This is a genomic window from Simiduia curdlanivorans, from assembly GCF_030409605.1.
Taxonomy (GTDB): domain Bacteria; phylum Pseudomonadota; class Gammaproteobacteria; order Pseudomonadales; family Cellvibrionaceae; genus Simiduia; species Simiduia curdlanivorans.
The window spans coordinates 2,343,454-2,368,566 of record NZ_JAUFQG010000004.1; the positions used below are offsets into that span (position 1 = coordinate 2,343,454).

Sequence of the window (25,113 nt, forward strand, 5' to 3'; positions counted from 1 at the left end):
AAAAATCTATTGCTATGAAATGGATTCTACCCCTTCTTATCGCCCTTATCGTGGGGTTGCAATATCGCCTCTGGGTGGGCGAGGGTAGTTATGCGGAAATTTCCCGCTTGCAAGGTGATATTGTAAACCAGCAAGCTGAAAACGAAAAAATGCGCGAGCGCAACCGCATCTTAGCCGTAGAAGTTGAAGAACTTAAATTCGGCTTGGACAGCATTGAAGAGCGGGCGCGGCTCGAAATGGGCATGATAAAGGAAGGTGAAACTTTCTACATGCTCGTTGAAAAAGATAAAGGTCGGCGCTAGTGTCTGCTACCTTGTCGCCAAAAATTTGGATTGTTGTACCGGCCGCGGGCATTGGCGCGCGCATGGGCTCGGCTTTACCAAAACAGTATTTGCCTTTGGCTGGCTCCACTGTATTAGAACAGACACTCAGCGTTTTACTGCGTGCCAACTATCTGGCAGAAATCGTGGTTTGCCTGCATCGAGATGACGTTCAGTTCGATCAACTCGCGTCTGTAAATCATCCAAAAATAGTTAAAACCTTCGGTGGTGAAGAGCGCTCAGATTCAGTGCTGTGCGGCTTAACCGCAATTGCGGATAAGGTTGCGCCAGCGGACTGGGTTTTGGTGCACGATGCGGCGCGACCCTGTTTAACAGTCCAGTTGCTCAATGGCTTTATTGATACTGTTGTCGCTCAGCCGCATGGCGGTATTTTGGCAATACCTGTGGCGGATACTTTAAAGCAGGTGCAGCCGAGCACACGGCAAGTTATCGCGACCCAAGATCGGGCGAACCTATGGCAGGCGCAAACGCCGCAAATGTTTCAGTACCCGGAGCTCTTGCTGGCCTTAAGTTCTGCCGCACAAAATGGCCAAGCCATCACTGATGAAGCCAGCGCTATTGAGCTGCTCGGAAAAACGGTGCGCATTATCCCTGGTTCTGCAGAAAATATTAAAGTTACCCGCCCAGAAGATTTGCGCTTGGCAAATTTAATTTTGCAAGCCAACCAATAGAGAATGTTGATGAGAATTGGTCACGGATACGATGTGCACGCTTTCGGTGAAGGCGAGAAAATTGTTATTGCGGGTGTGGTGATTCCGCACGAGCGCGGTTTGATTGCCCATTCCGATGGCGATGTGTTGCTGCACGCCCTGTGCGATGCATTGTTGGGGGCCTGCGCTTTGGGTGATATTGGCAAGCATTTCCCCGATACTGATATGCAATATAAAAATGCCGATAGCCGTGCGCTGCTCAGAATGGTTTTTGCCAAAGTAAAAGCCAAAGGTTTTCGCGTCGCCAATACTGATATGACGATTGTTGCGCAGGCGCCGAAAATGGCGCCCTATATTGAGCGTATGGTGAGCAACGTGGCAGCCGACCTCGAGTTGCTCATCGATCAGGTTAACATCAAGGCAACCACCACAGAAAAACTGGGCTTTACTGGTCGTAAAGAGGGCATTGCCTGCTATGCGGTGGTGTTGTTGGAGAAGTCCGAGTGAGTGAGCCTAATACGTTTTCCATTGACTTCCCCTTTGCCTACGGCAAGCCTGCTGTTAGCGCCAAGTTTCGTGTCGAGTGCGAAGATTTCGTGGTCAATGAAATCTTAGGCTTCGAAGCGTCGGGCGAGGGCGAGCACGTGTTATTGGAAGTGTTAAAGCGCGACGACAACACGCCTTGGGTGGCCAAGCAAGTTGCGCGTATTGCAGGCGTGAAGCCAATGGATGTCGGCTACTGTGGGCTGAAAGACCGTCGCGCCGTTACCCGGCAATGGTTCAGTGTGTACCTGCCCAAGCCAAAAGCGATCGATTGGCGTCAGCTGAATTGCGAAACCATCCAATATTTGACACACAAACAACACAATAAAAAGTTGCGCAGGGGCGAGCACGCCGCGAACCAATTTATTATTCGCCTGCGCGATGTTCAGGGCGATGTCGACGACATTGAGCAGCGCTTAGTTGCTATTAAAAACCAGGGCGTGCCCAACTATTTTGGTGAGCAGCGCTTTGGGCGCGAGCAGGCGAACCTGCATCAAGTTGATGAGTTATTTGCTCGCAAGGTGCGCACAAAAAATCAGCAGCAAAAGGGTATGGTTTTATCGGCTGCCCGCAGTTGGCTATTTAATCAAGTCTTGGCCGCAAGAGTGACGCGCGCCGATTGGCAGGCCTTGCTTGCCGGCGAGCCGGAACAAGTTGCCAGCGGTCCGCTGTGGGGCCGTGGCCGCAACCTAGCAACAGAAGCCTTGGGCCAACTCGAGGCGGATGTTTTGCTGCCTTGGCAGGCCTGGTGTGATGGCTTGGAGCATGCGGGGTTGAGTCAAGAGCGTCGCGCCCTAGTGCAATCTCCGCTCGATCTTGTCTGGCGCTGGGAGGGGCCGCACTTAGTGCTTGAATTCAGTTTGGCACCGGGTCAGTTTGCCACTTCGCTGCTCCGCGAGGTCGCCGGCTTAGAGCTGTTAGAAGAATAAGGCAATTTGGTTTGCTGTGATATAGTTCACGGCGATGCGAAGAGGCATTGGCCCTCGAACGACAATGAAAACAAGAATGAATTTGGGAGTTAATGCGTGACTAATCTCATGTTGCAGGGTGTCGGAATGACCTCTCAGCGCACCCGCGAGCGCCTGATTCAGCGGCTGATGGAGCAGGGCGTTACCAATGAGCAGGTGCTCGATATTATTCGCAACACACCGCGCCATATTTTTCTAGATGAGGCCTTGTCTCATCGCGCCTACGAAGACTCTTCACTCCCTATCGGTTTTGGTCAGACTTTATCTCAACCCTACATCGTCGCGCGTATGACAGAGCTGTTAATCGGCGCCTCGGGTAAGTTGGATAAAGTGCTGGAAATAGGCACTGGCTCTGGCTATCAAACCGTGGTGCTGGCGCAACTGGTTAAGCAGCTATACAGCGTTGAACGCATTAAACCACTGCAGGATAAAGCTCGCGATCGGCTCAAGACGTTGGGTTTACGCAATGTGTTTTTGAAGCATGCCGATGGCGGCTTCGGTTGGCCAGAGAAAGGGCCCTACGACGCAATTTTAAGTGCTGCGGCACCGAGAGTGGTACCTGAAAGCCTCAAGCAACAGCTGGCACCGGGCGGCGTTCTAGTCATTCCGGTGGGCGGCGAGCAACAAGAACTACAACTAATTATGCGCGATGGCGATTCAAATACCTTCGTCACCCGCAGCATCGAACCGGTAAAATTTGTGCCTTTATTGTCTGGCACAACCCGCTAATTAACCACGGTTTCCTAACTATGAACGCGATAATTCGACGGTTTTTGCCTATTTATTTGAAAGGCATGGCAATGGGGGCCGCGGATGTCGTTCCGGGTGTTTCCGGTGGCACGGTGGCGTTTGTAACGGGGATTTACGACGAGTTTCTAAACTCACTGCAAAGTATTCGACCTTCGACATTGAAGCTGCTCTTTACTGAGGGACCGGCGAGTGCTTGGCGGGCCATCAATGGTAATTTTTTGATCGCGGTTATTGCGGGTATTGCCACCAGCTTGTTTACCTTTGCCGGCATTATCAGTTACTGCTTGGCCACTTACCCACTACTCGTGTGGTCGCTATTTTTTGGTTTGATTTTCGCATCCTCCGTTTACATGTATCGTCAGCTCGAAAGCCGTGGTTGGCCGCAAATTATCGGTTTGCTCGTCGGTTTACTGATTGCCTGGGGGATTAGTATCGTTCGGCCAACCGAATTCCCCCCCTATGATTGGATGTTGTTTTTCGCCGGCGCGCTGGCAATCTGCGCGATGATTTTACCGGGTATTTCGGGCAGCTTTATTTTATTGCTCATAGGCGCCTACCCACTGTTTTTACATGCGCTGAAAACACCTGACTTTGTTATGTTGGGTTATTTTATCGGCGGCTGTGTGGTTGGCCTTCTGCTGTTCTCCCATGTGTTGGGTTGGCTCTTGTCGCGATTCCGAGCGCTCACCTTATCGGTGTTAACGGGCTTTTTGTTTGGCTCGCTCAGTGTTATCTGGCCGTGGAAGCACGTGCTGGAGACGCGGGTTAATAGCAAAGGCGCGACAGTGCCTTTTATCCAAGAAAATGTGCTGCCACTACAATTTGAAACCTTGACCGGCGCTGATTCTCAGTGGCCGCTTTGCCTTTTAGCGGCAATATTGGGTTGTATACTGGTATTTGGCATTGAATGGGTGGCCAAGCAGGTGGAACGTAAGTCCTCTTGAAATCAACGTCTATTGCTCTGGAAATGGCTTTTCGTCACATTTTAAAGGTTATATTTTTAGACGAATTTGAAATAACTTATGGTTATTAATTGCTATTCGAAATATATCAGTGCGGGATAAATGAGCCGAAATAGTGTAAAACAAATAGCCGCTCTAAGTGCGTGGTGTGGCCAAGGTGGCAGATATTTGCTCTTGGCATTGGCCGTGTACATGGTTATTAGTTGTACATCAGGCGGCGGAATGGCACCCGTTAGCGATAGAACCAGCCCTTCCTACACCAACGCGCCGCAATACCATCTGGTTCAAAAAGGCGACACTCTCTACTCGATCGCCTGGCGCTATGGTGTTGATTATAAAGAACTTTCTGCCAGAAACGGTATTTCAAAAGGGTACATTATTTATCCGGGGCAAAAAATCTACCTAAATACCAGTAATCCGAAGGTGACTACTAAGTCACCAGGTGTCAAAAAACCGTCGCAGGCCACTTCACGAACCACAGTGGCCAAAACACCTATGCCTACCAGCGCCAAGCCACCAGTCGCTCAGGCAACTTATAACCATTTCACTTGGCAGTGGCCAGCGCGAGGGAGAATCATTCGCAATTACTCGCCAAAAAGTGGCTTGAATAAGGGGATTGATATTGAAGGGCGTTTAGGAGAGCCTGTGCTTTCCGCTGCACCGGGAACGGTGGTGTATTCGGGGGACGGTTTAAGGGGTTATGGGAAGCTCCTCATTATTAAACACAATGACACCTTCCTAAGTGCCTACGCACATAACCATAAGTTATTAGTAAAAGAAGGAGAAAGTGTTAAAGGCAATCAGAAAATTGCCGAAATAGGGTCAAGTGGTACTGATACCACTAAGCTGCACTTCGAAATACGACGCGAAGGAAAACCGGTGGATCCACTGCAGTATTTACCTAAACGGTAGTGGATAAAACAACTGGGCGTGAAGTGAGTGTAAGCCGACATTTAGCCAATAATGATAAGCAGTACAAACTGCAGGCTAAATAGTCCGTCAAGGGTGTAGGGTTTGGGAAGCGCTAGTCGGTGCTTTCGTGGATTTTGCTAACCGAGAAAAAAGGGCTAGAACTATGGCAGTACAAAATAACAGGGACATTGAATCCTACGGAAATGATGACGTTCTGGTGCATGGGGCAGATGAGTTATTAAAGACCAAGCACAAAGACAGTAAAAGCGACAAGACACGTTTAACCAGTGCCTTCGAAGAGGCTGGTACCTACCAAAAAACGCTAGATGCAACGCAGCTATACCTCAATGAAATAGGCTTTTCCCCGCTCTTATCGGCGGAAGAAGAAGTCTATTTTTCTCGCAAAGCCCTGAAGGGCGATGAAAGTGCTCGAAAGCGTATGATCGAGAGCAACCTACGTTTGGTTGTTAAGATTGCGCGTCGCTACGTTAATCGTGGTTTAGCACTGTTAGATTTAATTGAAGAAGGCAATTTAGGCTTGATTCGGGCCGTGGAAAAATTTGACCCCGAAAGAGGGTTTCGCTTTTCTACCTACGCGACCTGGTGGATTCGTCAGACCATCGAGCGCGCCATCATGAATCAAACTCGCACCATTCGCTTACCCATTCATGTGGTGAAGGAGCTCAATGTCTACTTGCGCGCAGCGCGCGAGCTTACACAGAAGCTAGATCACGAGCCCACGCCCGATGAAATTGCCGCGTTACTAGAGAAGCCTGTGGCCGATGTAGAGCGCATGCTGAAGCTGAATGAGCGCGTAACGTCAATGGACGTACCCATGGGGCCGTCGTCTGACAAAGCGTTAGTCGACTCAATTCCCGATCAACAAGAATCTGATCCAGTGATGTTGTTGCAGGATACGGATTTGCACGACAGCCTCGACGGCTGGTTGTGCGAGTTGACCGAGAAGCAGCGCGAAGTTATCGCAAGGCGTTTTGGCTTGCGCGGCTTTGAAACCAGCACCCTTGAAGAAGTGGGGCGCGAAATTGGCTTAACTCGCGAGCGAGTACGTCAAATTCAGGTTGAAGCGCTCAAGCGCTTGCGCGATATTTTGGAAAAGCAAGGTCTTGATGGCGACGCACTTTTTGGTGCTGCATAGAGAAACGTTTTCAAGTGACAAAAATAAACCCGACTCGTTCGGGTTTATTTTTGCCTGCCATTTAGCTAACCAGTGAAAAATGTAATTTCCGCGTATCGCTCTCAATAGAGTCGAGTTTCACGGTGACATTGGCATCTAGGTGCAACACAGTTTCAGCGCCCTCGGCGTCGTTCAGGGTTAACGTCAGCGCGATCGGGTCAAAGGCCGGTTTGCACTCGCGATTTCTCACCAGTACGAAGCCTTCGGCGCCGTTGGCATCGAGGCGAACGCCAACCCCGGCACTGTTCACCATGCTTATTTGGCCGCTAAATGTCTGGCCGATAAAGTTCTGTAAGTATTGGCACACCAGCCAGCTCTCCGCTTGCTTTACCGCTTGCCGACCTTTGCTAATGGCGAGTTGCAATTCGGCGGCTAGCTCGGTCGAGGCGCTGCTGCAATTTTGGTTTGCCAGCCATGCGCAAATGACCTGCTGGTTATGCAGGTCGTGATAGCGGCGAATGGGTGAGGTAATAGTGGCGTAATGCTTGAAGCCCAAGCCGAGGTGGGGCTCTGCCTCGAAGCGTAATTGGCCGGGTTGCAGCTGGCGCCGAAAGTTCGACAGCAAGCGCTGTTCGCCTCTCGACTCAAGGCCTTTAACCAGCGCTAGGTAACCTTCTAAAGTGGTTGGATCTAAAGCGGCTTCAGGCTGTCCGGCAAGCATTTGCTGCAGTGTTTCCAGCCGCTCGGGCTTTGGGCCTGCGTGCGTAGAATAAATACCGGGCAATTTTTCGCGCGCAAATAACTCTCCGGCGGCGATGTTGGCGGCTAGCATGGCTTCTTCGACAATTTGATGCGCTTGGGTGCGGGCAAGAATATGGATCTTGGCAATTTTCTGCGCCTCGGTGAGTTCGAATTCATAGTCGGGACGATCATCCATGATGAGGGTGTTAACCGCTCGCCACTCGCGCCTAATTGCGCTCCACTGAAAGAGTGCATCGATACAAGCATGATGGTCTGGGCTAAGCGCGTCTTTGGTGCCGAGTAAGTAATTGGCAACCTGTTGGTAGTTCAATCTGCCTTTCGACTGGATATTAGCGCGCTCAAACGTGACCTCACCCATGGCACCGGTTGGGTCGAACTGCATCTGTACGACTAGCGCGCGACGCACCGCACCCTCCATCAGCGATAGGCTTTGGTGCGACAATATTTCCGGTAGCATCATTTGATGATTGCCGGGGAAGTAGAGTGTGTTTGCGAGTTGGTGGGCGGTCGTTAAAATGTTGCTGGTGTCGGGAATTAAACTGCTGGGCTGGGCGATGGCCACTCGAATAATGGTTTCGCCATTATCGGCATTATCTATGTGGATGGCGTCATCCATGTCTTGGGTATTGGCGGAATCAATGGTGACGAAATGCAGCTCAGTTAGATCTGTCCAGCCTTCATCATCGGCTTTGGTGTTGGTGAAGGCTTGATGAATGCGCTGCGCTTCAAGATTATTTTCTGTATGCAATTGGGTTGCATTAAAAGGAATATCAAATTTCGCGCACATATATTTAGTTTCGATGCCGGCGCTGCTATCTGAACCTAAGTTGATGTCGATACTAGCCTGCGCTTTACCTTGGCTGTGAAACGGGTGTTGCTGGATGCTGCAGAGTAAATAGTCGCCAGGCGCTGCATGCTTGCGCGCCTTTGGCGGTAAAAAAATCCAGCGGCTGAGCTGCGGCAGATCCGGCGCGACAAAATGGCCCTGGCCACGCACCACGTATTTGCCAACAAATTGTGTCAGTGGCGACTCGATAAGCTTTTCAAGGCTAGCCTCGAATTTACCGGATTGTTTGCCGTCGTTTACTTCGCTAATGAGCGCTTCAACCCGATCGCCGGGCAGCACTCGGTCCATTTGCTCTGGCGCTAAGAATGCATCTCGCCCGTCATCCAAATGCAAAAAACCAAAGCGCGATTGCGTGCCTCGAACTGTGCCTGTGGCTATGTCTCGGTTGTCGCGAATGGTTTGTTTCAGCTGCGATAATTGCTGCAGGGCTGATATATCAAGCATGGGGTATTCTCGAGGCAAAAATTGGGCGCTCATCATACCAAAACCTGACCGCTATCGCTGCAAGTTGGTCCAGTATCGAAGCGGCGGTCGGCGCCAAGCTAGGCTGGCGTTGCCGAGATGGCACTAAGCTCTGCTAAATAGCTCGCCGACGCACTGGCATATTTCATCGAGATGGTTTGAATCGGCGTAGACACCGTCGATAACCAGTTGGGCGAGGCCGTGTAAGGTGCCCCAAGTCACTTGCGTGAGCCTCAAGCTGTCTTGGTCGTGCGGCAGAATACCCATTGCTTGCCAGGCTTTAACGGCGTTCAAGTGTTGTTTGAAAGATTGATAGGCCACGCCCTTCAGGCTGTCATCGGCCAAATTTTGGCGCCAGAGGGTATGGCCAAACATCAAGCCATAGCGGGCGGGATTTTGTGTCGCGTAGTTGAGGTAGTTTCGGGCAAATAGCCCGTAGCGCTGTGCTGGGGATAGGTCGCTTTGCTGGCCGAGGCCCGCCATGATGGACTCGAGCTCGGCAAAGCCTTCGGCGGCAATGGCACACAGCAGCGCATGCTTATCCTTAAAGTGGTGATACAGGGCGGTTCGAGATACGCCCACCTTATCTGCTAGCCTTCTTAGGCTAAGGCTATCGATGCCCTCACTCGCCAATAGCTTGGCAGCCTCTTGCAACAGGCTTTGGCGCAGGTCGCCGTGGTGATAGGGGCGAGAGTCTTTCGTGGATGCTTTATTCATGGCGAGAATCTATCAGTGTATCTTGACACTGTCAAAATAGAGCTTTATCTTGACGCTGTAAAGTTTATGCTAGGCAGACTGTTCTGCCGGTTAACGGCTTAAAAGGAGAGGTTATGCACCCCTTACAGACCGAGCTTGCCGATATGGCGGCACTATCGTTAAAAATTGAAGGCGCGGTGGCGCACTTGGTGTTGAATCGGCCGGAGGCCCTTAACACCCTCAATACGGCGTTTTGGCAGGAGCTGCCCAAGGCATTGCGTGCCATCGGCGCCACGGCGGATATTCGCGCCTTAATCATTTCCTCGACCGGTAAGCACTTTACCGCGGGCATGGACTTAAACGTTTTTGCCGGCCTTAACGGCCCTGAATTTCAGCTAGAGGCCTCGCGTCGGGCCGAAATGATTCGACGCTGGGTGCTCGAGCTGCAAGCCTGCTTTAACTTGCTTGAAGAGATTCGCATACCCGTGCTCATGGCCGTTCAAGGCGGTTGTATCGGCGGCGGTATCGACATGATCGCCGCGGCTGACTGTCGTTACGCGACAGAAGATGCCTTTTTTACCATCAAAGAAATCGATTTGGCGATGACGGCCGATCTCGGCACCTTGCAGCGCCTGCCCACTCTGATGCCTCAGGGCGTGGTGCGAGAGCTGGCCTATACCGGGCGAAAATTTAACGCCCAAGAGGCCATGCGTCACGGCTTAATCAACGAAGTCTATAGCGATCACGACACCATGATCGAGTCTGTGATGGCCATTGCGCAAACCATTGCGGGGCACTCTCCCATGGCCATACATGGCACCAAAGAAATGTTGAATTATGCGCGCGATAATACCGTGGCAGAGGGATTGCGCTATGCCGCTACTTGGCAGAGCGGCATGTTCCATGCGCACGAAGTGCTCGAGGCCATGAGTGCTAGCTTCGAAAAACGTGCGCCCGTGTTTGAAAACTTACAACCCAATATTGCAAAAATAACCCGCTAGAGTGAGACAGCTATGAGCCATCCAAACTATCCGAATTTGTTAGCCCCCTTAGATCTCGGTTTTACTCAGCTTAAAAACCGCGTGCTGATGGGATCTATGCACACAGGCCTCGAAGAGGCTGAAAACGGTTTTGAGCGCATGGCCGCTTATTTTGCCGAGCGCGCCAAGGGCGGTGTTGGCTTAATCGTCACTGGCGGCTTTGCGCCCAATCGCGAGGGCGCCACCAGCGATCACGCCGGCGGCATGGAAACGGAGCAAGACGCCACCAACCACAAGGTGATTACCGACGCGGTACACCAAGAAGGCGGCAAAATATGTATGCAAATTTTGCACACGGGTCGCTACGCTTTTTCCGAAAAGCTAATTGCACCATCCGCCATTCAAGCGCCCATTAATTTTTTCACGCCGCGCGAAGTGACTCAGGCCGATATCGAGCAGCAAATCGGGGACTTCGCCCGCTGCGCGGGTTTGGCTCAACAAGCCGGCTACGATGGTGTCGAAGTGATGGGCAGCGAGGGCTACTTTATTAATCAATTTATCGTAACCCATACTAATCATCGAACCGATAGCTGGGGTGGCGATTATGAAAACAGAATGCGTTTTGCCGTAGAAGTTGTTAAGGCCGTGCGAGAAAAAGTTGGCCCGAATTTCATTATCATTTACCGTTTGTCCATGTTAGATCTGGTCGAGCAGGGCAGCTCCTATGACGAAGTCATCAAGCTCGGCAAGGCCATTGAAGCGGCCGGCGCAACCATTATTAATACCGGTATCGGTTGGCACGAAGCGCGCATTCCCACTATCGCCACCAAAGTGCCACGCGCCGCATTCACCTGGGTGACGGCGAAAGTGCGCAAGGCGTTATCGGTGCCCGTTATCACGTCTAACCGCATCAATACACCGGAAGTTGCCGAAGATGTGTTGGCCCGTGGCGACGCCGATATGATTTCCATGGCGCGGCCATTCTTAGCGGATGCCGAGTTCGTGAAGAAGGCCGAGGAAAACCGTGCCGATGAAATTAACACCTGCATTGGTTGCAATCAGGCCTGTTTAGATCACGTGTTTAGTTTAAAAATGAGCAGCTGTTTGGTAAATCCGCGCGCTTGTCATGAAACTGAGCTGGTAATTAGCCCGGTAGTGAGTAAAAAGAAATTTGCGGTGGTCGGTGCCGGCCCGGCGGGCTTGGCCTTCGCAACAACGGCGGCCGAGCGCGGTCACGAGGTTACCCTGATTGATGCCGCGGCTGAAATTGGCGGACAGTTTAATATTGCCAAGCGCGTGCCGGGTAAAGAAGAGTTTTACGAAACCCTGCGCTATTTTAAGCGCAAGCTTGAAATCACCGGCGTTACATTGATGTTAAATACCCGTGTTGATGCTGCCGCACTCAATGAGCTGGATGTGGATGAGATTGTATTGGCAACGGGCATTTCACCGCGCTTACCAGACATAGACGGTATCGATCACGAAAAAGTGATGACTTACCTCGATGTTTTTGCCGGCAAAGACGTGGGTTCAAAAGTGGCTATTATTGGCGCCGGCGGTATCGGTTTCGATGTGGCAGAATTTATTACCCACAGCGGCAAATCTACTTCGCTCGATATCCCTGCATTTATGGCCGAGTGGGGCGTGGATATGACCATGGGCGCACGAGGTGGTGTTGCGGGGGTCAAGGCAGCACATCATCGTGCAGATAAAGATGTATGGTTACTGCAGCGCAAAGCCTCGAAAGTGGGCGCAGGCCTGGGTAAAACTACCGGTTGGATTCACCGCACGGGTTTGAAACACAAAGGCGTTAACATGGTGCCAGGGTGTGAATATATAAAAATTGATGCGGCGGGTTTACACCTGAAATTAGGCGAAGAGCAAAAAGTATTGGACGTCGACTCAGTGATTATTTGTGCTGGCCAAGAACCTCGGCGCGAGCTGGTGGATGGCTTAACTAAGCCTGTGCACCTAATCGGCGGTGCCGATGTGGCTGCAGAGTTGGATGCAAAGCGCGCAATTAATCAAGGTACACGATTAGCCGCGGCGCTTTAAGTTAAACATTCAGCGGGTGTCGTGCCCGCTGAATCACGATTGCCCAGCCTTAGTATCTTAGCGGGTAGTATTCACTACCCCTAAATGTGTAATCCATTGCTAATCCACCTCGCATCTTCTTGCTACTCCCTTTGCGTTAACTTTACTTTGTAACTATTGATGTGAAACAACTTAATGGCAGATTGAAAAAGCCAAACTCTATAAAAGTGGAGGGCTTATGAATCTTGTTAATGTGTTGGAAGCTGAGCTAAAGCAGTTCGGTGTCGAGCGGCTATTTGGTATTCCCGGTGATTTTATTCTGCCGCTTTTTGAAGCATTGCAGCGCAATGGTAATTTGCCAATGCTGCATCTCAGCCATGAGCCATCGATTGTTTTTGCCGCGGATGCTTGTGCGCGTTTAACCAATAAACCAAGCGCCGTATTGTTGACCTATGGTGCGGGAGCATTGAATGCAGTCAATGCAATAGCCCAATCCTATGTTGAACATGTGCCATTGATTGTGATTGCTGGTTTTCCCGCGCAAGCTGAACTCGATCGAAAGCTACTTATTCACCATCAGGCGAAAACTATCGACTCTCAGCAGGCTATTCTGCGAGAGGTAACCTGCTGCCAAGTTAGGCTCAATGATGCAGCAAGCGCTGGCGCAGAAATTCGCAAAGCCTTGGTGGCATGTGCCGAGCTATCGCGGCCGGTGTTAATTGAGTTCCCTCGGGATGCGGTTAACTTTGAAACTCAGCTTGAAGCGCCTTACGTGGCGCCCGTCGATGACGCAAAAAATTTGCAGCCTTCCGTCGATAACATTTGGCGTAAGCTATCGCTCGCCAAGCGACCGGTGATCCTTGCCGGTGTCGATGTGCGGCGGTTTAACGCCGTTTCTGCGCTAGAGCAGTTTGCCAGTGCAGCGAAAATTCCAATAATCAGTACGCTGATGGCGCGCGCCTGTCTAGATTCTACCCATCCTATGTATGGTGGTATCTTTTTAGACAATTCTGATGCCTTGCCCTATTCCCTACTGGCAGATGCCGATTTAATTGTGCTGGCTGGCGTTATTAAAACAGACAGCAACTTTGCCGCCCATGGCGATCTTTTCTGCGCCGAAAAGGTCGTTGAGCTATCAGAGGCCGTTTATAAGCTTGATGGTCAGACTGTTGAAGGGTTGTCGCTTAAAGGTATATTCGAGGGCTTGAATCGACATGCGTATCCGCTAACGCATTTTCAGCGCCCTGTTGAAAAAAGTGTCACTGACACCTGCGATTCTGAATGTGCACCTAACGCTACTCAGGTGGTAAAAGCGATGCACACAGTATTGACGGAACAGGATGAGATTTTTCCGATAATTTCTGATGTGGGCGACTGTTTGTTTGCGTCGCTCGAAGCCAACCCCCGATACCTATTGGCGCCGGCATTTTATGCCTCCATGGGCTATGCCGTGCCAGCAGCTTTTGGCGTGCAGGCGAGCGCCGGTTTGCGACCCATTGTCTTAGTGGGCGACGGAGCCTTTCAGATGACGGGTATGGAATTAGGGCATTGTTCGCGCAATGGATTTAGTCCGATCGTGATTTTATTCAACAACAAGCGATGGGATATGATTCGCGCTTTTTCGCCAGACTTACATTGCACTGACCTGGGAACTTGGGATTATCCTGCATTCGCTGAATCTATGGGCGGTAGCGGAGTGAGTGTCGACACAGAGCAGGGCTTTGTGGCGGCGTTTCAGCAGGCCTTGGCGCGGCGTGAGGGGTTCAGTTTAATTGAGGTTAAATTGGCGCAGGGCAGAACGGCTCGGCTGGATCGCTTTGCAACAAATTTCTTGGCCGCTAATAAAGTGGGCGCTTGTTAGGCGCCCATTTAATTGGGCTTCTATTGTTAAGGTTTTCTATCGTTCGGGTGCTCTATCGTTAGCTTCTATCATTAGGCCTTTAGACTTGTAGTAGCGCCTGTACCGGGTGTTTCAGTTTTATACTGGCTAGACGCTCGGTCTGACTACGACAGGAAAAGCCCGTCGCCAATAAGATTTCCGGTGCATTTTCAGTAACTGGATTGCGCCAGCTCAAATCAAATAGTTTTTCTGAATTTTCCCTATTGCGCGTTTCGTGGCCATAGGTGCCTGCCATGCCGCAGCAACCTACTTCAATGACCGACAAGCTGTGGCCGGCGCGGGTGAACACTGTTAGCCAGTCTTTGATGCTTGCCGCGGCATTGGTTTTTTCTGTGCAGTGCGCCAGTAACTTAAACGCTTTCGGTGTGTCGGTAGTTTGCGTCCAATCGGCTTTCGCCAACCACTCTTGAATCAGTTCCACCTTAGGCGCGTCGGCGCCCATCACTTTGACGTACTCGGCGCGATAGGCGAGAGTCATTGAAGGCTCTAGGCCGACTAAGGGTACACCGGTTTGTTTTAACGCATTGAGCATCGCGCTATTTTTTTGTGCAGCGCGCTCGAAGCCGGCGCGGAAACCGTGTACATGCAAGGGTTTGCCGTTGGCCATAAAAGGCACAAGCATTGGCGTAAAACCCAGTTGGCGTAATAGCTTAAGGTTGTCGATCAGCACTTGCGTTTCAAAGAAGCTGATAAAGGCATCTTGCACAATGGCGACGGTTTTGGCCCGTTCGGCGTCGGTTAGGCATAACAAGTTAGTGGGGGTTGCCCACAAAATGCCCATATCATTCAGTGTTTTCTCGATGGAGGTGCCGGTTAGTAGCGGGCTATCTACCATGCCGGCCACGTGCTTGAGTAGATACTTTACCGGTGCAAATTTCATTAAGCCGTTGTATAGCCAGGGCACCTTTACCATGGCTGGCATCATAAATTCTAAACCGCCAACAAAATAATCCTTAAGTGGGCGCAGGTAGCGGCTGTGGTAGAGCTCTAGAAATTTCGAGCGAAACTCGGGTACATCCACTTTAACCGGGCATTGACCGACGCAGGATTTACAGGCGAGGCAACCGCTCATGCTGTCCATGACTTCGTGCGAAAAGTCGTAATCTTTATTGAGTGTATTCTTGATGCGTGCCGGCAAACTTGCCAGAAAAGATTTGTTGCGGCTGTTTTTCGCAGTGGCAATAGGGTCGACATCGCGCTCGGCTAATTGTTTTAACCACTCGCGAATTAATGACGCCCGGCCCTTGGGGGAATGAACCCGCTCGCGGGTCACTTTCCAGCTTGGGCACATGGCATCGTTAGGGTTCCAGTTGTAGCAAGCGCCATTGCCATTACAGTGCATCCCCTCGCTATAGCCTTGCCATACCTGAACTGGAATTTTTCGGTCTTCGTCGCCGCGGGTGGTGGGCTCGTCAATTTTAGTGAGTGCTATGTCGGCGCTTGGGGTGGCAATTTTACCCGGGTTAAATTGGTTGTGTGGGTCGAAAACGCCTTTAATGCGCTGCAATTGCGGGTACAAGTCACCAAAAAACGCCGGCGCGTACTCGCTGCGCAAGCCCTTACCATGCTCTCCCCAGAGCAGGCCGTTATATTTTTGCACCAGGCTCACTACACAATCGGTAATGTGGCGCACGGTTTTGATTTGCTCCGGGTCTTTCATGTCGATAATCGGGCGCACGTGCAGCACCCCGGCATCCACGTGGCCGAACATGCCGTATTGCAATTGGTGCTGATCGAGCAGGGCGCGAAACTCGGCAATAAAGTCGGCTAAGTTTTCCGGCGGAACACAGGTGTCTTCCACGAACGGAATAGGCCGGGCTTCGCCGTTGACATTGCCGAGCAGCCCAACGGACTTCTTGCGCATGGCCCAAATTTTATTGACATTGGCGCGGCCATTTACAACGCTAAAGCCGCAGTTCTTTTTGTTTAGGCCTTTAACGGCCGCTAAGGCGCTGGTCAGGCGGGATATTTTTTCCGCCAATTCGGTCTCTGTGTCGGCGCTATACTCAACTAAATTAATGCCCGCTACTTGCTCGTCCGCGGCGGGGAAAAACTCGCTCACCGAGTGCCAAACAATATCGTTTTTAGCCAGTTCAAATACTCGCGAATCTATCGTCTCTATCGACGTTGGTTTGGCCTTCATTAATTCCGTTGCATCGCGCAGGGCGGCATCGAAATTTTGGTACAGCACGGTCACCAGTGCGGTGTGCTTTGGAATAGGCAGCAAGTTGAGCTTTGCCTCGGTGATAAACGCAAGTGTCCCCTCGGCGCCACATAAAATACTGTTCAAATCGAACTGCTGCTCGCGGTTGTAAATATGAGCCAGGTCGTAGCCGGTTAAGCAGCGGTTGAGCGGTGGGAATTTGGCTTTAATGTCGGCGTCGTAGTGTTTTGCGATATCGCGCAACACGCGGTGCGCCTCGCCAATGCGGTCCTGGCGCCCGCACACGGCGTCGAGTTCGTGCTCATTCAGTGGCTTTGAGCCCCATTGGCTGCCGTCTAGCCAAATACTTTCGAGTGCCAGTACATGGTCGCGGGTTTTGCCGTATTCGCAAGAGCCCTGGCCTGAGGCATCGGTGTTGATCATGCCACCAATGGTGGCGCGGTTGCTGGTGGAAAGTTCCGGTGCGAAAAAGAGCCCGTGCGGCGTGAGTGCGGCATTGAGTTGATCTTTCACCACGCCAGCCTGAACCCTAACCCAGCGCTCCTGCACATTGATTTCGAGAATCTGATTCATGTGGCGCGAGGTGTCCACCACCAAACCATCGGTGAGCGATTGGCCGTTAGTGCCGGTACCGCCGCCCCTTGGGCTGAGCACAATATTGCGAAAGCGCGGCTTGGCGGCGAGTGCCGTAATGAGCAGCAGGTCTTCGCTGTGACGGGGGTAGACAACCCCTTGCGGCAACACTTGGTAAATTGAATTGTCCGTAGACAATACGGTTCTATTGGCATAGTCCGGGTTGAGTTCGCCGGCGAAGCCCTCGGCTTTAAGCGCCTCGATAAAGTCCAGGTAATGGCTTTGTAGTGGTGACGTCGTGCGAATGGCTGGGATCATGTGGCTTGGGCCTAGCGGCAATATTTCTAAATAAGGACGCGCATTTTAGCGATTATGTGCCTCTGGTGCTAATGGTAAGGATTAATTAGCGATGTAAAGGCGCCCGCACGGGTGACGCCTGCGCGAGCTAGGGTGCCGAGAGGTTTGTGTGAGATTAGGCGCGCTCCTTTTGTTGCAGCCTAGGTTGACGGCGGGCCTCACTAAGTTGGATATATGTCTAACAATTGCGCTCGCGACGGTGGTCAAATTGGAAAGCCTGATTATAATGTTGGCTCCATTAAGAGCTGGGAGCTCATTGCGATGAAATACCTCATTAGCGGCCTGTTAGCCGCATTATTGACATCTCTTGCCATTGACGTGCAGGCGCAGTCGCGTGGATTTAGTGGCTTATATAAGGATCGTGCCGGCCGGATGGAAGTTACCATCGGCGCCAATAACACCGCCGCCTGGGGTGTGGATGGCGAGCGCGGTGCTGAACTGGATGTAAAAGCGAACACCGGTTGGGCTTTTAGCTTGGGTTATAACTTTGACAACCATTGGAATCTCTCCTGGGCGACGGATTATAACGACGCCAAGTACAGCGCCACGGTGGTCAATGAAGACGACGATAGGGTCGGCATTAACCATAAGCTGAGCACCTACAATAGCCAATTCAACGGCACCTACAATTTCTTTGAAGGCGCTTTTACACCCTATGTGCAAGCCGGGCTTGGTTGGAGCTATGTGGACTCGAATATCTCTGGCCCACCGCAAACCGGTTGCTGGTGGACTTGGTATGGCTATGTGTGTAGCTCTTACTACAACTCCTATGGCACCAATGAATACTCCTATAGCCTAGGCGCTGGCGTGCGCTATGAGTTCAATCGCAATCTCTTCGTCAAGGCCGGTTACACCAGCATGTGGTTGGATAGCTCGGAAGATATTCGCTATGACATTGGCCGCCTAGAACTTGGTTTTATGCTCTAGGGCATTTAACCCGCGTTCGAAAGCCCGCACTGCGGGCTTTTTTTATGGCGCTAAATTGCCATCAAGCCGTTGGGGTTGGGCTTAGCGCCTATCTTTGGCGCCACTCGTGCTATCTATGTCGGTTTGCGCCCACTCTCGCAATTTCTGCGCTTGAATATATGAAAAATAGCATATATGATTTTCCATATATTTCGAGCTGGGAATAATCATGGCGACTAAATCTAAGGTGCTTTTTCTGTGCACGGGCAATTCAGCGCGATCGCAAATTGCCGAGGCGCTACTGCGCAACCTCGCGGGGGATAGTTTTGAGGTGTTTAGTGCCGGCACAGATCCCACTGAGGTACATCCACAGACCCTCGCGGTATTGGAGAAATTTGGCATCCCGAGCACAGACCTAAGGTCAAAAAATGTCTCTGAGTTCGCCGATCAACGGTTTGATTACGTGATTTCTTTGTGCGACAAGGCGCGCCTTGAGTGCCGCACCTACCCAAGCACAGGGAAGAAGATGGACTGGCATTTTGAAGATCCAGTTCAGCGCCGAGGCCCGAATCCCTTCGAAGTCACGCTCAATGAAATCAGCGGTCGAATTTCGATGTTTGTGTTGATTGAAACCAAGCGCAAGGCGCCAAAAGTGGCGTTAGACCCGACCCAATTTTTTAAAAGCCTGACCGATGAATTGCGCTTGCGCTGCCTCATGTTGATTCAATACGAGGGCGAGCTGTGTGTGTGTGAAATGATGGCGGCCTTACAGGATGAGCAGCCCAAAGTTTCCCGCCACTTGGCGTTACTACGTAAGAACGGCTTGTTGGTCGATCGTCGACAAGGCCAGTGGGTGTACTACCGCATAAACCCAGATTTGCCCGCTTGGGCGAAAGTGGTGTTGGCGCAAACCACGGAAAACAATGTGGGTTTTATCGAACAAAGTATTCATCAGTTAGAGGCCATGGGCGAGCGGCCAAATCGGATATTGCAACATTGTCAATCGGCTTAATGCGGGGCTAGGTGCAGGTCATGGGTGTTTTTGAACGCTACTTATCGCTTTGGGTCGGGCTGTGTATCGGTGCTGGCGTGTTGCTTGGCAATTGGTTGCCCGAACAGTTTGCTGTTATAGCGGCGCTAGAGTGGGCACACGTTAACCTCGTGGTTGCCGTGCTGATTTGGGTGATGATTTACCCAATGATGGTGCAAATAGATTTTACCGCGCTTAAGCATGTGCGGGAAAAACCCAAAGGCTTGGCGCTAACCTTAGTTGTTAATTGGCTTATCAAGCCGTTCACCATGGCAGCGCTCGGCTGGCTATTTTTTAAAGTCTTTTTTGCCGCTTTGGTCGACCCTCAAAGTGCCAATGAATATATCGCCGGCATGATTTTACTCGGCGTTGCGCCTTGTACCGCCATGGTATTTGTGTGGAGTCAGCTCACTAAAGGCGACCCGAACTATACCCTAGTGCAGGTGTCGGTAAACGATATCATTATGATCTTTGCCTTCGCGCCCATCGCGGCATTTCTGCTTGGTGTTAACGATATCAGTGTGCCTTGGCAGACCTTGGTGTTGTCTGTCCTGCTCTACGTTTTACTTCCTTTAGTTGCTGGAGCCTTGACGCGGCGCCAGTTACAAAAGCATCACAGCGGTGAGCGCCTGCAGGCCTTTTTAGCAACGTCAAAACCTTGGTCGGTTGTTGGCTTGCTGGCTACCGTGATTTTGTTGTTTGGCTTTCAGGCCGAAACCATTTTATTGCAGCCGCAAACAATACTCTTAATTGCCATTCCGCTGTTGATTCAAACCTATGGCATTTTTGCTATTGCCTATGGCGCCGCCAAGGCCATGAAGCTGCCCCATAACATTGCGGCACCGGCTTGCATGATTAGCACGTCGAACTTTTTTGAATTGGCTGTTGCGGTTGCCATCTCATTATTCGGCCTTCACTCAGGTGCCGCGCTGGCAATGGTGGTGGGGGTATTAGTTGAAGTGCCAGTAATGTTGAGTTTGGTGTGGTTTGCCAATCGCACTCGCCACTGGTTTGCCTAAGTAAATAATTTGCAGAGAACTTATATGACACACCCCTATGATCTACTTGAGTTGCCGAGCGGCGGGCAATTTATTTTTACACCATGCCCTGGCACCAAAGGCACGTCGGTTTCGGCGGCGCTGCAAAGCCTCAGTCAGGCAAAGGTCGACGCCGTGATTACGCTGTTATCGGATCAAGAGTTAAGTGCGCTGTCTGTCGCTTCCTTTAAAGCGGACATGGCCAACACCGAGCTGACTTGGTTTCAACTGCCCATTGAAGACGATAGCGAGCCAGATGCTATTTTTGAGGCCGCCTGGGCTGAGTCAAAAGCCGCGTTACTTAAATTACTTAGCGACGGCAAAAATATTGCCATTCACTGCCGGGGTGGCTCGGGTAGAACCGGTTTAATGGCGGCGATCTTACTTATGACGTCGGGTGGCGTGTGGTCAGAGGTCCAAGCGCTCATTCAGTCGGTCAGGCCCAAGGCGTTAACCCACCCGGCACATCTTGGCTATTTGCAAAAGCACTTTTCTGTTTGAGTTTTCATTTGAGTTTCGATTGAGGTTTTTATGGCTATTAAAGTTGGTATCAATGGTTTTGGTCGCATCGGTCGCTTAGCGATGCGCGTGGCTTTTGATTGGGACGATGTTGATATTATCCAGATCAATGACCCAGCCGGCGATGCGGCTACCTTGGCACATTTGCTCACTTTCGATTCCGTGCACGGGCGCTGGCAGTACGAGGCCGGGCATCAGGGCGATGCCATCTTAGTTAATGGCAAGCGGATTGCTTGCACGCAAAATAAAACCATTGCCGAAACCGATTGGTCTGGCTGCGATGTAGTGATAGAAGCGAGCGGCAAGATGAAGAGTAAGGCCCTACTGCAAAATTACTTGGATCAGGGCGTGCAACGGGTCGTGGTTTCCGCGCCGGTAAAAGAAGACGGCGTGTTAAATGTGGTGATGGGTGTGAACCATCACCTCTACGACAAAACCCAGCACCCGATTGTGACAGCGGCCTCTTGCACCACCAATTGTCTCGCCCCCGTGGTGAAAGTGATCCACGAAAAATTGGGTATTGTGCACGGCTCCATGACCACCATTCACGACATCACCAACACCCAAACCATTCTCGATGCGCCGCATAAAGATTTGCGCCGCGCCCGCGCCTGCGGCATGAGTTTAATTCCAACCACCACCGGTTCAGCGACGGCCATTACCCATATTTTCCCCGAGTTGAAAGGTAAGTTAAACGGCCATGCGGTGCGCGTGCCCTTGGCCAATGCATCGCTCACCGATTGCGTGTTCGAAGTGAGCCGGGCCACCAGTGCCGAGGAAGTGAATCAGTTGTTAAAAAATGCCGCCGAGCAGGAGCTAAAAAATATTCTGGGTTACGAAGAGCGGCCGCTGGTGTCTATCGATTACAAAACCGATCCGCGCTCTAGCATTATCGATGCGCTTTCCACCATGGTTGTTAACGGCACGCAAGTGAAAATATACGCTTGGTACGATAACGAGTGGGGTTATGCCAACCGAACGGCGGAGTTGATGCGCTTAGTTGGCCGGCAGGATAAGGCGTAAACATATTATGCGTTGGCTTGCCGAACTCGCGCCCGATATTCGCCAGTACATGATTGTGACCGGCAATTACTGGGCCTTTACCCTCACCGACGGCGCCTTGAGAATGTTGGTGGTGTTGCATTTTCATGGCCTGGGCTACAGCCCATTGGCCATCGCCATGCTGTTTATTTTCTATGAAATTTTTGGCGTCATCACCAACTTGGTTGGCGGCTGGCTAGGCGCGCGCTTGGGTCTTAACAAGACCATGAATGTGGGGTTGTTTTTGCAAATTGTGGCTCTGGTGATGCTGCTGGTTCCCGCCAGTTTTCTTACCGTTGCCTGGGTGATGGCGGCGCAGGCTTTGTCTGGTATTGCCAAAGACCTGAATAAAATGAGCGCTAAAAGCGCCATTAAACTGCTCGTGCCCAGCGACGCCCAAGGCCAGCTCTACCGATGGGTTGCCATTCTCACTGGCTCCAAAAACGCACTCAAGGGCGCGGGCTTTTTCTTGGGCGGCGCGCTGCTAACCTGGTTGGGTTTTGCCGGTGCAGTGCTGGCGATGGCAACAATGCTCGCCGCGGTGTGGGTGTTGAGTTTAATCGGCTTGGGCAAGGACCTCGGCAGGGCAAAAAGTAAACCCAAGTTCACCGACATTTTTTCCAAGAGCCGCGCCATCAACTATCTGTCGGCGGCGCGGATGTTTTTATTCGGCGCCCGGGACGTCTGGTTTGTGGTTGCCTTGCCGGTTTATCTGGCCAGCACCTTTAACTGGGATCACTGGTGGGTGGGCGGCTTTTTAGCGCTCTGGATTATTGGCTACGGGTTCATTCAAGGTTTGGCGCCCAAGATTACCAACCGCGGCGCTCTGCCCGGTGGCCAGCAGGCGCTCGCCTGGGCCGGTATGCTAAGTATCGTTCCGGCGCTGATTGCGCTGGCCTTGACTTATCAATGGCATCCCGCGGCCTCGCTATTGTTCGGCTTGATGGTGTTTGGTGCTTTCTTTGCCATTAATTCCTCCCTGCACAGCTATCTTATCGTCAGCTATGCCGGTGAGGATGGCGTCTCACTCGATGTGGGATTCTACTATATGGCCAACGCCATGGGGCGTTTAATCGGCACGGTGCTGTCCGGTTGGCTCTATCAAGATTACGGTTTAGTGGCCTGCTTGTGGGTGTCCGCCGGGTTCATAGCCATGGCAGCTTTCATTTCGCTGGGGCTGCCTAAGCGCCAAGCTCAGCCGGCTGAGTACTCGGGCTGATCCGGTTTCCTGCGCTGCATGGGCTAGCGGGCTTTGGCCGGCACTGGACGAGGCATTTATTTTTCCTGCTGCCCGCGGTTCCGCCATGCCCGCTGTGATCTTGCCATCTGAATAACGCTGTGGATAACCTGAGGGTAAATCTTTGCGGCCCTTGAATTTAAAGGCTTGTGGCGCCTGCGGTTTGGCTCTGCTTGGGTCGTTACAACCTAGGCCTCTATAACCAGATGTTAATAACAACAATTTTTTTGTGCGAACTGGCTATTTCTCTTCTATCTTTTAATCAAGTTAGAGTGCATTTACATGTGCTTTGGCAGGTTCCCCTTAGCTGGTTCCGCTGTAAAGGGGGAGGGCGTTAGCCTTCGAATGAAACCAACACCTTGTCTACATGTGACCTTTCGAATTGGCAGGACATATTTTGAAGCGAAGAGAACTCTTTACCGGCTTGTTTGTCACCAGCACCTTTGCCCTAAGCAATGCCTGGTTGTGGAAGTATGCCGAAGACACTTTTACCCCACAGACCCAGCTAGACCCGCTTGTAATAGGCGATATTTCCGATACCGAAAGCGTGGTTCGCGTGCCGGTTGAAGCCGGCCCAAGTGCGCAGCCGAGCGCGGCGCCTATGGCCGAGGCTGCTAGAACCGAAGCTGCTAAGCTCGATACTGTGAGAATCGACACTGCTAGAACCGACCCAGCTAGAGCAGAGGCCGCCAGTGCCAACGCTGCCCCAGCGGTTACTCAGCCCAAGCCTAGCATTGAAGCTGCCAAGGTGGCTCGGGTAGAGCTGGTTGATGACACCAGTATTTTGAATAAGGTGCGTAATTTCGAGCAGGAATTTGCCGATGATATTCATCTTTCGGGCGATGAGCGCATCATTATGCACTCGGTGTTGGCGCGGTTAGAGCGCGCCGAGGCGTTTATTGGCCACGGTAATTACAATATTTGCAGCTTTGACTATCTGTTGAAGGTCGCTGAAAGATACCCGCAGGTGGGCGCATTTGGCCCGGTGGAACTCGACTTCATGGAGCGTATCTTTTTTGCCGATGCCACCTTGTATGGCTTCATGGGTGAAAAAGTTGTCGATAACCTCACTGCACAAATTGCCGACCGCGATGTTGCCAAAATTAAATACAGTGGCCAGTACGTGTTTCGCGGCCAGTCAGAGCAGTACTATCAAAAGCTCAAGAAAGACATTGGCGACGGCATTATTTTAACCTCCGGCATTCGCAGTAACGTCAAACAGATGCACCTGTTTTTGGCCAAGACCGCGGTATCTAATTACAACCTGTCTAAGGCGTCTCGCTCCCTCGCGCCGCCGGGCCATTCGTTCCACGGCGTGGGTGATTTCGATGTCGGCAAGGTGGGTTGGGGCGTGGCTAACTTTAGCGATAAATTTGCCCAAACCGATGAGTTTAAGCGCATGCAAGACCTTGGCTATGTGCAAATCCGCTATACCGAAGACAATCGCTTGGGCGTGCGCTTTGAACCTTGGCACATTAAAGTGGTGTAGAAAGTCGTGTAGAATAGGGCTTTTTATGTGAGCGAGTCTGATGGGTGAAGTTGTTGCCTTTAAAAAGCCGAAGCTAAAAGATAAATTTAAAGGCAAAACCCTGTGCCGCGAAGGTTTTCACAAGTGGCTAGTGGTGACTGAAAATAAGTTTGACGTCAAACAGGGCCGCTTAATTACCCTCTACAAATGCAGCCGCTGCGGCGAGGAAAAAGTAAAAGCCCATTGATACCTCAGAGAGTTATGAAACATCAGCGGCTGACGCAGTCATCAAACTCACTTTTCCCGTTTCACTTTGCTCAGCGCCACTTTTATTGACACCACTTTTCTCGACTTCACTTTTCTTGGCATCAGATTTCTCTGAATTACTTTTCTTTCGGTAGCAATACCGTTCTCGAATGGCTGAATAAGTCGTGCAGTGTTTGGCTGTCTTTATCGATGATCGACCAAAGGTAGCCCAAACCTAGCGCCGCCGTTGATAGGCAGGCCAATAGCCAGCGCTTTATTGCTTGGCCAAGGCTTAAGTAGCTCCCGGTTTCATCGAGTATTTGCAGGCGCCAGGTTTTCATGCCTAGGGTTTGGCCCGAGCGTAGCCAAAAGAAACAAAAGTAGCAGGCAATTAAACCCAGCATACCGGCGAAGCCGAGCAGGCCGATGGAGGCCTTTTCGCCCTCTGCGAGGCTGTAGTCAAACAGGGCGACTTTAGCCCACAGCACCAGAGCGCCATAAGCCAGGCATAAGGCAATCACCAGTAAGCTGTCGTACAGCATGGCGCCGAGTCTGCGGAAGATAGAGGGATATTGGGTAGCGAGGTTATTCAT

The 25,113-nt window shown here is 51.5% G+C and carries 23 protein-coding genes; 19 read left to right on the forward strand and 4 right to left on the reverse strand.

Going from position 1 to position 25,113, the window contains the following annotated elements; genetic code table 11:
* The first annotated feature begins 14 nt into the window (after window positions 1–14).
* From ftsB to rpoS, 8 genes are all read left to right on the forward strand, one after another.
* On the forward strand, window positions 15–302 hold the full coding sequence (gene ftsB / locus QWY82_RS10350) for a cell division protein FtsB (RefSeq protein WP_290261970.1): 288 nt from the start codon (window positions 15–17) through the stop codon (window positions 300–302).
* Window positions 302–1,012, forward strand: coding sequence for a 2-C-methyl-D-erythritol 4-phosphate cytidylyltransferase (ispD, locus tag QWY82_RS10355; RefSeq protein WP_290261972.1), 711 nt, complete (start codon window positions 302–304; stop codon window positions 1,010–1,012). The genes ftsB and ispD overlap by 1 nt, the downstream gene beginning before the upstream one ends.
* 9 nt (window positions 1,013–1,021) lie before the next feature.
* Window positions 1,022–1,498, forward strand: coding sequence for a 2-C-methyl-D-erythritol 2,4-cyclodiphosphate synthase (ispF, locus tag QWY82_RS10360; protein WP_290261974.1), 477 nt, complete (start codon window positions 1,022–1,024; stop codon window positions 1,496–1,498).
* A complete protein-coding gene (gene truD / locus QWY82_RS10365) occupies window positions 1,495–2,463 on the forward strand; it encodes a tRNA pseudouridine(13) synthase TruD (RefSeq protein WP_290261976.1) in 969 nt (322 codons plus the stop codon). Before ispF ends, truD begins: the two co-directional genes overlap by 4 nt.
* Before the next feature lie 126 nt (window positions 2,464–2,589).
* Window positions 2,590–3,231, forward strand: coding sequence for a protein-L-isoaspartate(D-aspartate) O-methyltransferase (locus QWY82_RS10370; RefSeq protein WP_290263514.1), 642 nt, complete (start codon window positions 2,590–2,592; stop codon window positions 3,229–3,231).
* A gap of 20 nt (window positions 3,232–3,251) precedes the next feature.
* Window positions 3,252–4,196, forward strand: a complete 945-nt coding sequence (locus tag QWY82_RS10375; protein ID WP_290261980.1) for a DUF368 domain-containing protein — start codon at window positions 3,252–3,254, stop codon at window positions 4,194–4,196.
* A 240-nt stretch (window positions 4,197–4,436) separates the two neighbouring features.
* Window positions 4,437–5,126 carry a peptidoglycan DD-metalloendopeptidase family protein gene (locus QWY82_RS10380; protein ID WP_290261982.1) on the forward strand — a complete coding sequence of 230 codons (690 nt, stop codon included), beginning with the start codon at window positions 4,437–4,439 and terminating at the stop codon, window positions 5,124–5,126.
* Between the two features lie 163 nt (window positions 5,127–5,289).
* Complete coding sequence (rpoS, locus tag QWY82_RS10385) at window positions 5,290–6,282, forward strand: RNA polymerase sigma factor RpoS (RefSeq protein ID WP_290261984.1); 993 nt, start codon at window positions 5,290–5,292, stop codon at window positions 6,280–6,282.
* A gap of 61 nt (window positions 6,283–6,343) precedes the next feature.
* Here the strand turns inward: rpoS and QWY82_RS10390 are convergent, their stop codons facing one another.
* Both QWY82_RS10390 and QWY82_RS10395 read right to left on the reverse strand, forming a co-directional pair.
* Window positions 6,344–8,314: a VacB/RNase II family 3'-5' exoribonuclease gene (locus tag QWY82_RS10390; protein ID WP_290261987.1), complete on the reverse strand. Its 1,971-nt coding sequence runs from the start codon at window positions 8,312–8,314 to the stop codon at window positions 6,344–6,346.
* Window positions 8,315–8,437: 123 nt separating this feature from the next.
* Entirely contained in the window at window positions 8,438–9,049 is a 612-nt protein-coding gene (locus QWY82_RS10395) for a TetR/AcrR family transcriptional regulator (RefSeq protein ID WP_290261989.1), read from the reverse strand.
* Between the two features lie 113 nt (window positions 9,050–9,162).
* Between QWY82_RS10395 and QWY82_RS10400 the strand changes: the two genes are divergently transcribed.
* From QWY82_RS10400 to QWY82_RS10410, 3 genes are all read left to right on the forward strand, one after another.
* Complete coding sequence (locus QWY82_RS10400; RefSeq protein ID WP_290261992.1) at window positions 9,163–10,029, forward strand: crotonase/enoyl-CoA hydratase family protein; 867 nt, start codon at window positions 9,163–9,165, stop codon at window positions 10,027–10,029.
* A 12-nt stretch (window positions 10,030–10,041) separates the two neighbouring features.
* Window positions 10,042–12,063 (forward strand): oxidoreductase, encoded by a 2,022-nt coding sequence (locus tag QWY82_RS10405; RefSeq protein ID WP_290261994.1) that lies wholly within the window; start codon window positions 10,042–10,044, stop codon window positions 12,061–12,063.
* Window positions 12,064–12,280: 217 nt separating this feature from the next.
* Window positions 12,281–13,903, forward strand: a complete 1,623-nt coding sequence (locus QWY82_RS10410) for a thiamine pyrophosphate-binding protein (protein ID WP_290261997.1) — start codon at window positions 12,281–12,283, stop codon at window positions 13,901–13,903.
* Window positions 13,904–13,982: 79 nt separating this feature from the next.
* Here QWY82_RS10410 and ydiJ read toward each other — a convergent pair whose 3' ends face one another.
* Window positions 13,983–16,997 (reverse strand): D-2-hydroxyglutarate dehydrogenase YdiJ, encoded by a 3,015-nt coding sequence (gene ydiJ, locus QWY82_RS10415; RefSeq protein WP_290261998.1) that lies wholly within the window; start codon window positions 16,995–16,997, stop codon window positions 13,983–13,985.
* A 213-nt stretch (window positions 16,998–17,210) separates the two neighbouring features.
* Here ydiJ and QWY82_RS10420 point away from each other — a divergent pair, with 213 nt between their 5' ends.
* From QWY82_RS10420 to QWY82_RS10460, 8 genes are all read left to right on the forward strand, one after another.
* Entirely contained in the window at window positions 17,211–17,963 is a 753-nt protein-coding gene (locus QWY82_RS10420; protein WP_290262000.1) for an outer membrane protein, read from the forward strand.
* 208 nt (window positions 17,964–18,171) lie between these two features.
* Window positions 18,172–18,954, forward strand: coding sequence for a metalloregulator ArsR/SmtB family transcription factor (locus QWY82_RS19940; protein WP_353958686.1), 783 nt, complete (start codon window positions 18,172–18,174; stop codon window positions 18,952–18,954).
* Window positions 18,955–18,974: 20 nt separating this feature from the next.
* Window positions 18,975–19,991, forward strand: coding sequence for an ACR3 family arsenite efflux transporter (gene arsB, locus QWY82_RS10435; RefSeq protein ID WP_290262002.1), 1,017 nt, complete (start codon window positions 18,975–18,977; stop codon window positions 19,989–19,991).
* 24 nt (window positions 19,992–20,015) lie between these two features.
* A complete protein-coding gene (locus tag QWY82_RS10440; protein WP_290262003.1) occupies window positions 20,016–20,510 on the forward strand; it encodes a phosphatase domain-containing protein in 495 nt (164 codons plus the stop codon).
* 30 nt (window positions 20,511–20,540) lie between these two features.
* A complete protein-coding gene (locus tag QWY82_RS10445) occupies window positions 20,541–21,551 on the forward strand; it encodes an ArsJ-associated glyceraldehyde-3-phosphate dehydrogenase (protein ID WP_290262005.1) in 1,011 nt (336 codons plus the stop codon).
* 7 nt (window positions 21,552–21,558) lie between these two features.
* Complete coding sequence (arsJ, locus tag QWY82_RS10450; protein ID WP_290262007.1) at window positions 21,559–22,788, forward strand: organoarsenical effux MFS transporter ArsJ; 1,230 nt, start codon at window positions 21,559–21,561, stop codon at window positions 22,786–22,788.
* Window positions 22,789–23,203: 415 nt separating this feature from the next.
* Window positions 23,204–24,295, forward strand: a complete 1,092-nt coding sequence (locus QWY82_RS10455) for a M15 family metallopeptidase (RefSeq protein WP_290262009.1) — start codon at window positions 23,204–23,206, stop codon at window positions 24,293–24,295.
* A 40-nt stretch (window positions 24,296–24,335) separates the two neighbouring features.
* Complete coding sequence (locus QWY82_RS10460; RefSeq protein ID WP_290262011.1) at window positions 24,336–24,521, forward strand: hypothetical protein; 186 nt, start codon at window positions 24,336–24,338, stop codon at window positions 24,519–24,521.
* Window positions 24,522–24,657: 136 nt separating this feature from the next.
* On the opposite strand, the gene QWY82_RS10465 is transcribed toward QWY82_RS10460, so the two are convergent.
* Window positions 24,658–25,113 (reverse strand): RDD family protein, encoded by a 456-nt coding sequence (locus QWY82_RS10465; RefSeq protein WP_290262014.1) that lies wholly within the window; start codon window positions 25,111–25,113, stop codon window positions 24,658–24,660.

Excerpts from the sequence above, each read along its gene's own strand:
- ftsB (WP_290261970.1), top strand. The coding sequence starts at position 15 with ATGAAATGGATTCTACCCCTTCTTATCGCCCTTATCGTGGGGTTGCAA.
- ispF (WP_290261974.1), top strand. The coding sequence starts at position 1,022 with ATGAGAATTGGTCACGGATACGATGTGCACGCTTTCGGTGAAGGCGAG.
- QWY82_RS10370 (WP_290263514.1), top strand. The coding sequence starts at position 2,590 with ATGACCTCTCAGCGCACCCGCGAGCGCCTGATTCAGCGGCTGATGGAG.
- QWY82_RS10375 (WP_290261980.1), top strand. The coding sequence starts at position 3,252 with ATGAACGCGATAATTCGACGGTTTTTGCCTATTTATTTGAAAGGCATG.
- QWY82_RS10380 (WP_290261982.1), top strand. The coding sequence starts at position 4,437 with ATGGCACCCGTTAGCGATAGAACCAGCCCTTCCTACACCAACGCGCCG.
- rpoS (WP_290261984.1), top strand. The coding sequence starts at position 5,290 with ATGGCAGTACAAAATAACAGGGACATTGAATCCTACGGAAATGATGAC.
- QWY82_RS10390 (WP_290261987.1), bottom strand. The coding sequence starts at position 8,314 with ATGCTTGATATATCAGCCCTGCAGCAATTATCGCAGCTGAAACAAACC.
- QWY82_RS10395 (WP_290261989.1), bottom strand. The coding sequence starts at position 9,049 with ATGAATAAAGCATCCACGAAAGACTCTCGCCCCTATCACCACGGCGAC.
- QWY82_RS10400 (WP_290261992.1), top strand. The coding sequence starts at position 9,163 with ATGCACCCCTTACAGACCGAGCTTGCCGATATGGCGGCACTATCGTTA.
- QWY82_RS10405 (WP_290261994.1), top strand. The coding sequence starts at position 10,042 with ATGAGCCATCCAAACTATCCGAATTTGTTAGCCCCCTTAGATCTCGGT.
- QWY82_RS10410 (WP_290261997.1), top strand. The coding sequence starts at position 12,281 with ATGAATCTTGTTAATGTGTTGGAAGCTGAGCTAAAGCAGTTCGGTGTC.
- ydiJ (WP_290261998.1), bottom strand. The coding sequence starts at position 16,997 with ATGATCCCAGCCATTCGCACGACGTCACCACTACAAAGCCATTACCTG.
- QWY82_RS10420 (WP_290262000.1), top strand. The coding sequence starts at position 17,211 with ATGTCTAACAATTGCGCTCGCGACGGTGGTCAAATTGGAAAGCCTGAT.
- QWY82_RS19940 (WP_353958686.1), top strand. The coding sequence starts at position 18,172 with ATGGCGACTAAATCTAAGGTGCTTTTTCTGTGCACGGGCAATTCAGCG.
- arsB (WP_290262002.1), top strand. The coding sequence starts at position 18,975 with ATGGGTGTTTTTGAACGCTACTTATCGCTTTGGGTCGGGCTGTGTATC.
- QWY82_RS10440 (WP_290262003.1), top strand. The coding sequence starts at position 20,016 with ATGACACACCCCTATGATCTACTTGAGTTGCCGAGCGGCGGGCAATTT.
- QWY82_RS10445 (WP_290262005.1), top strand. The coding sequence starts at position 20,541 with ATGGCTATTAAAGTTGGTATCAATGGTTTTGGTCGCATCGGTCGCTTA.
- arsJ (WP_290262007.1), top strand. The coding sequence starts at position 21,559 with ATGCGTTGGCTTGCCGAACTCGCGCCCGATATTCGCCAGTACATGATT.
- QWY82_RS10460 (WP_290262011.1), top strand. The coding sequence starts at position 24,336 with ATGGGTGAAGTTGTTGCCTTTAAAAAGCCGAAGCTAAAAGATAAATTT.
- QWY82_RS10465 (WP_290262014.1), bottom strand. The coding sequence starts at position 25,113 with ATGAATAACCTCGCTACCCAATATCCCTCTATCTTCCGCAGACTCGGC.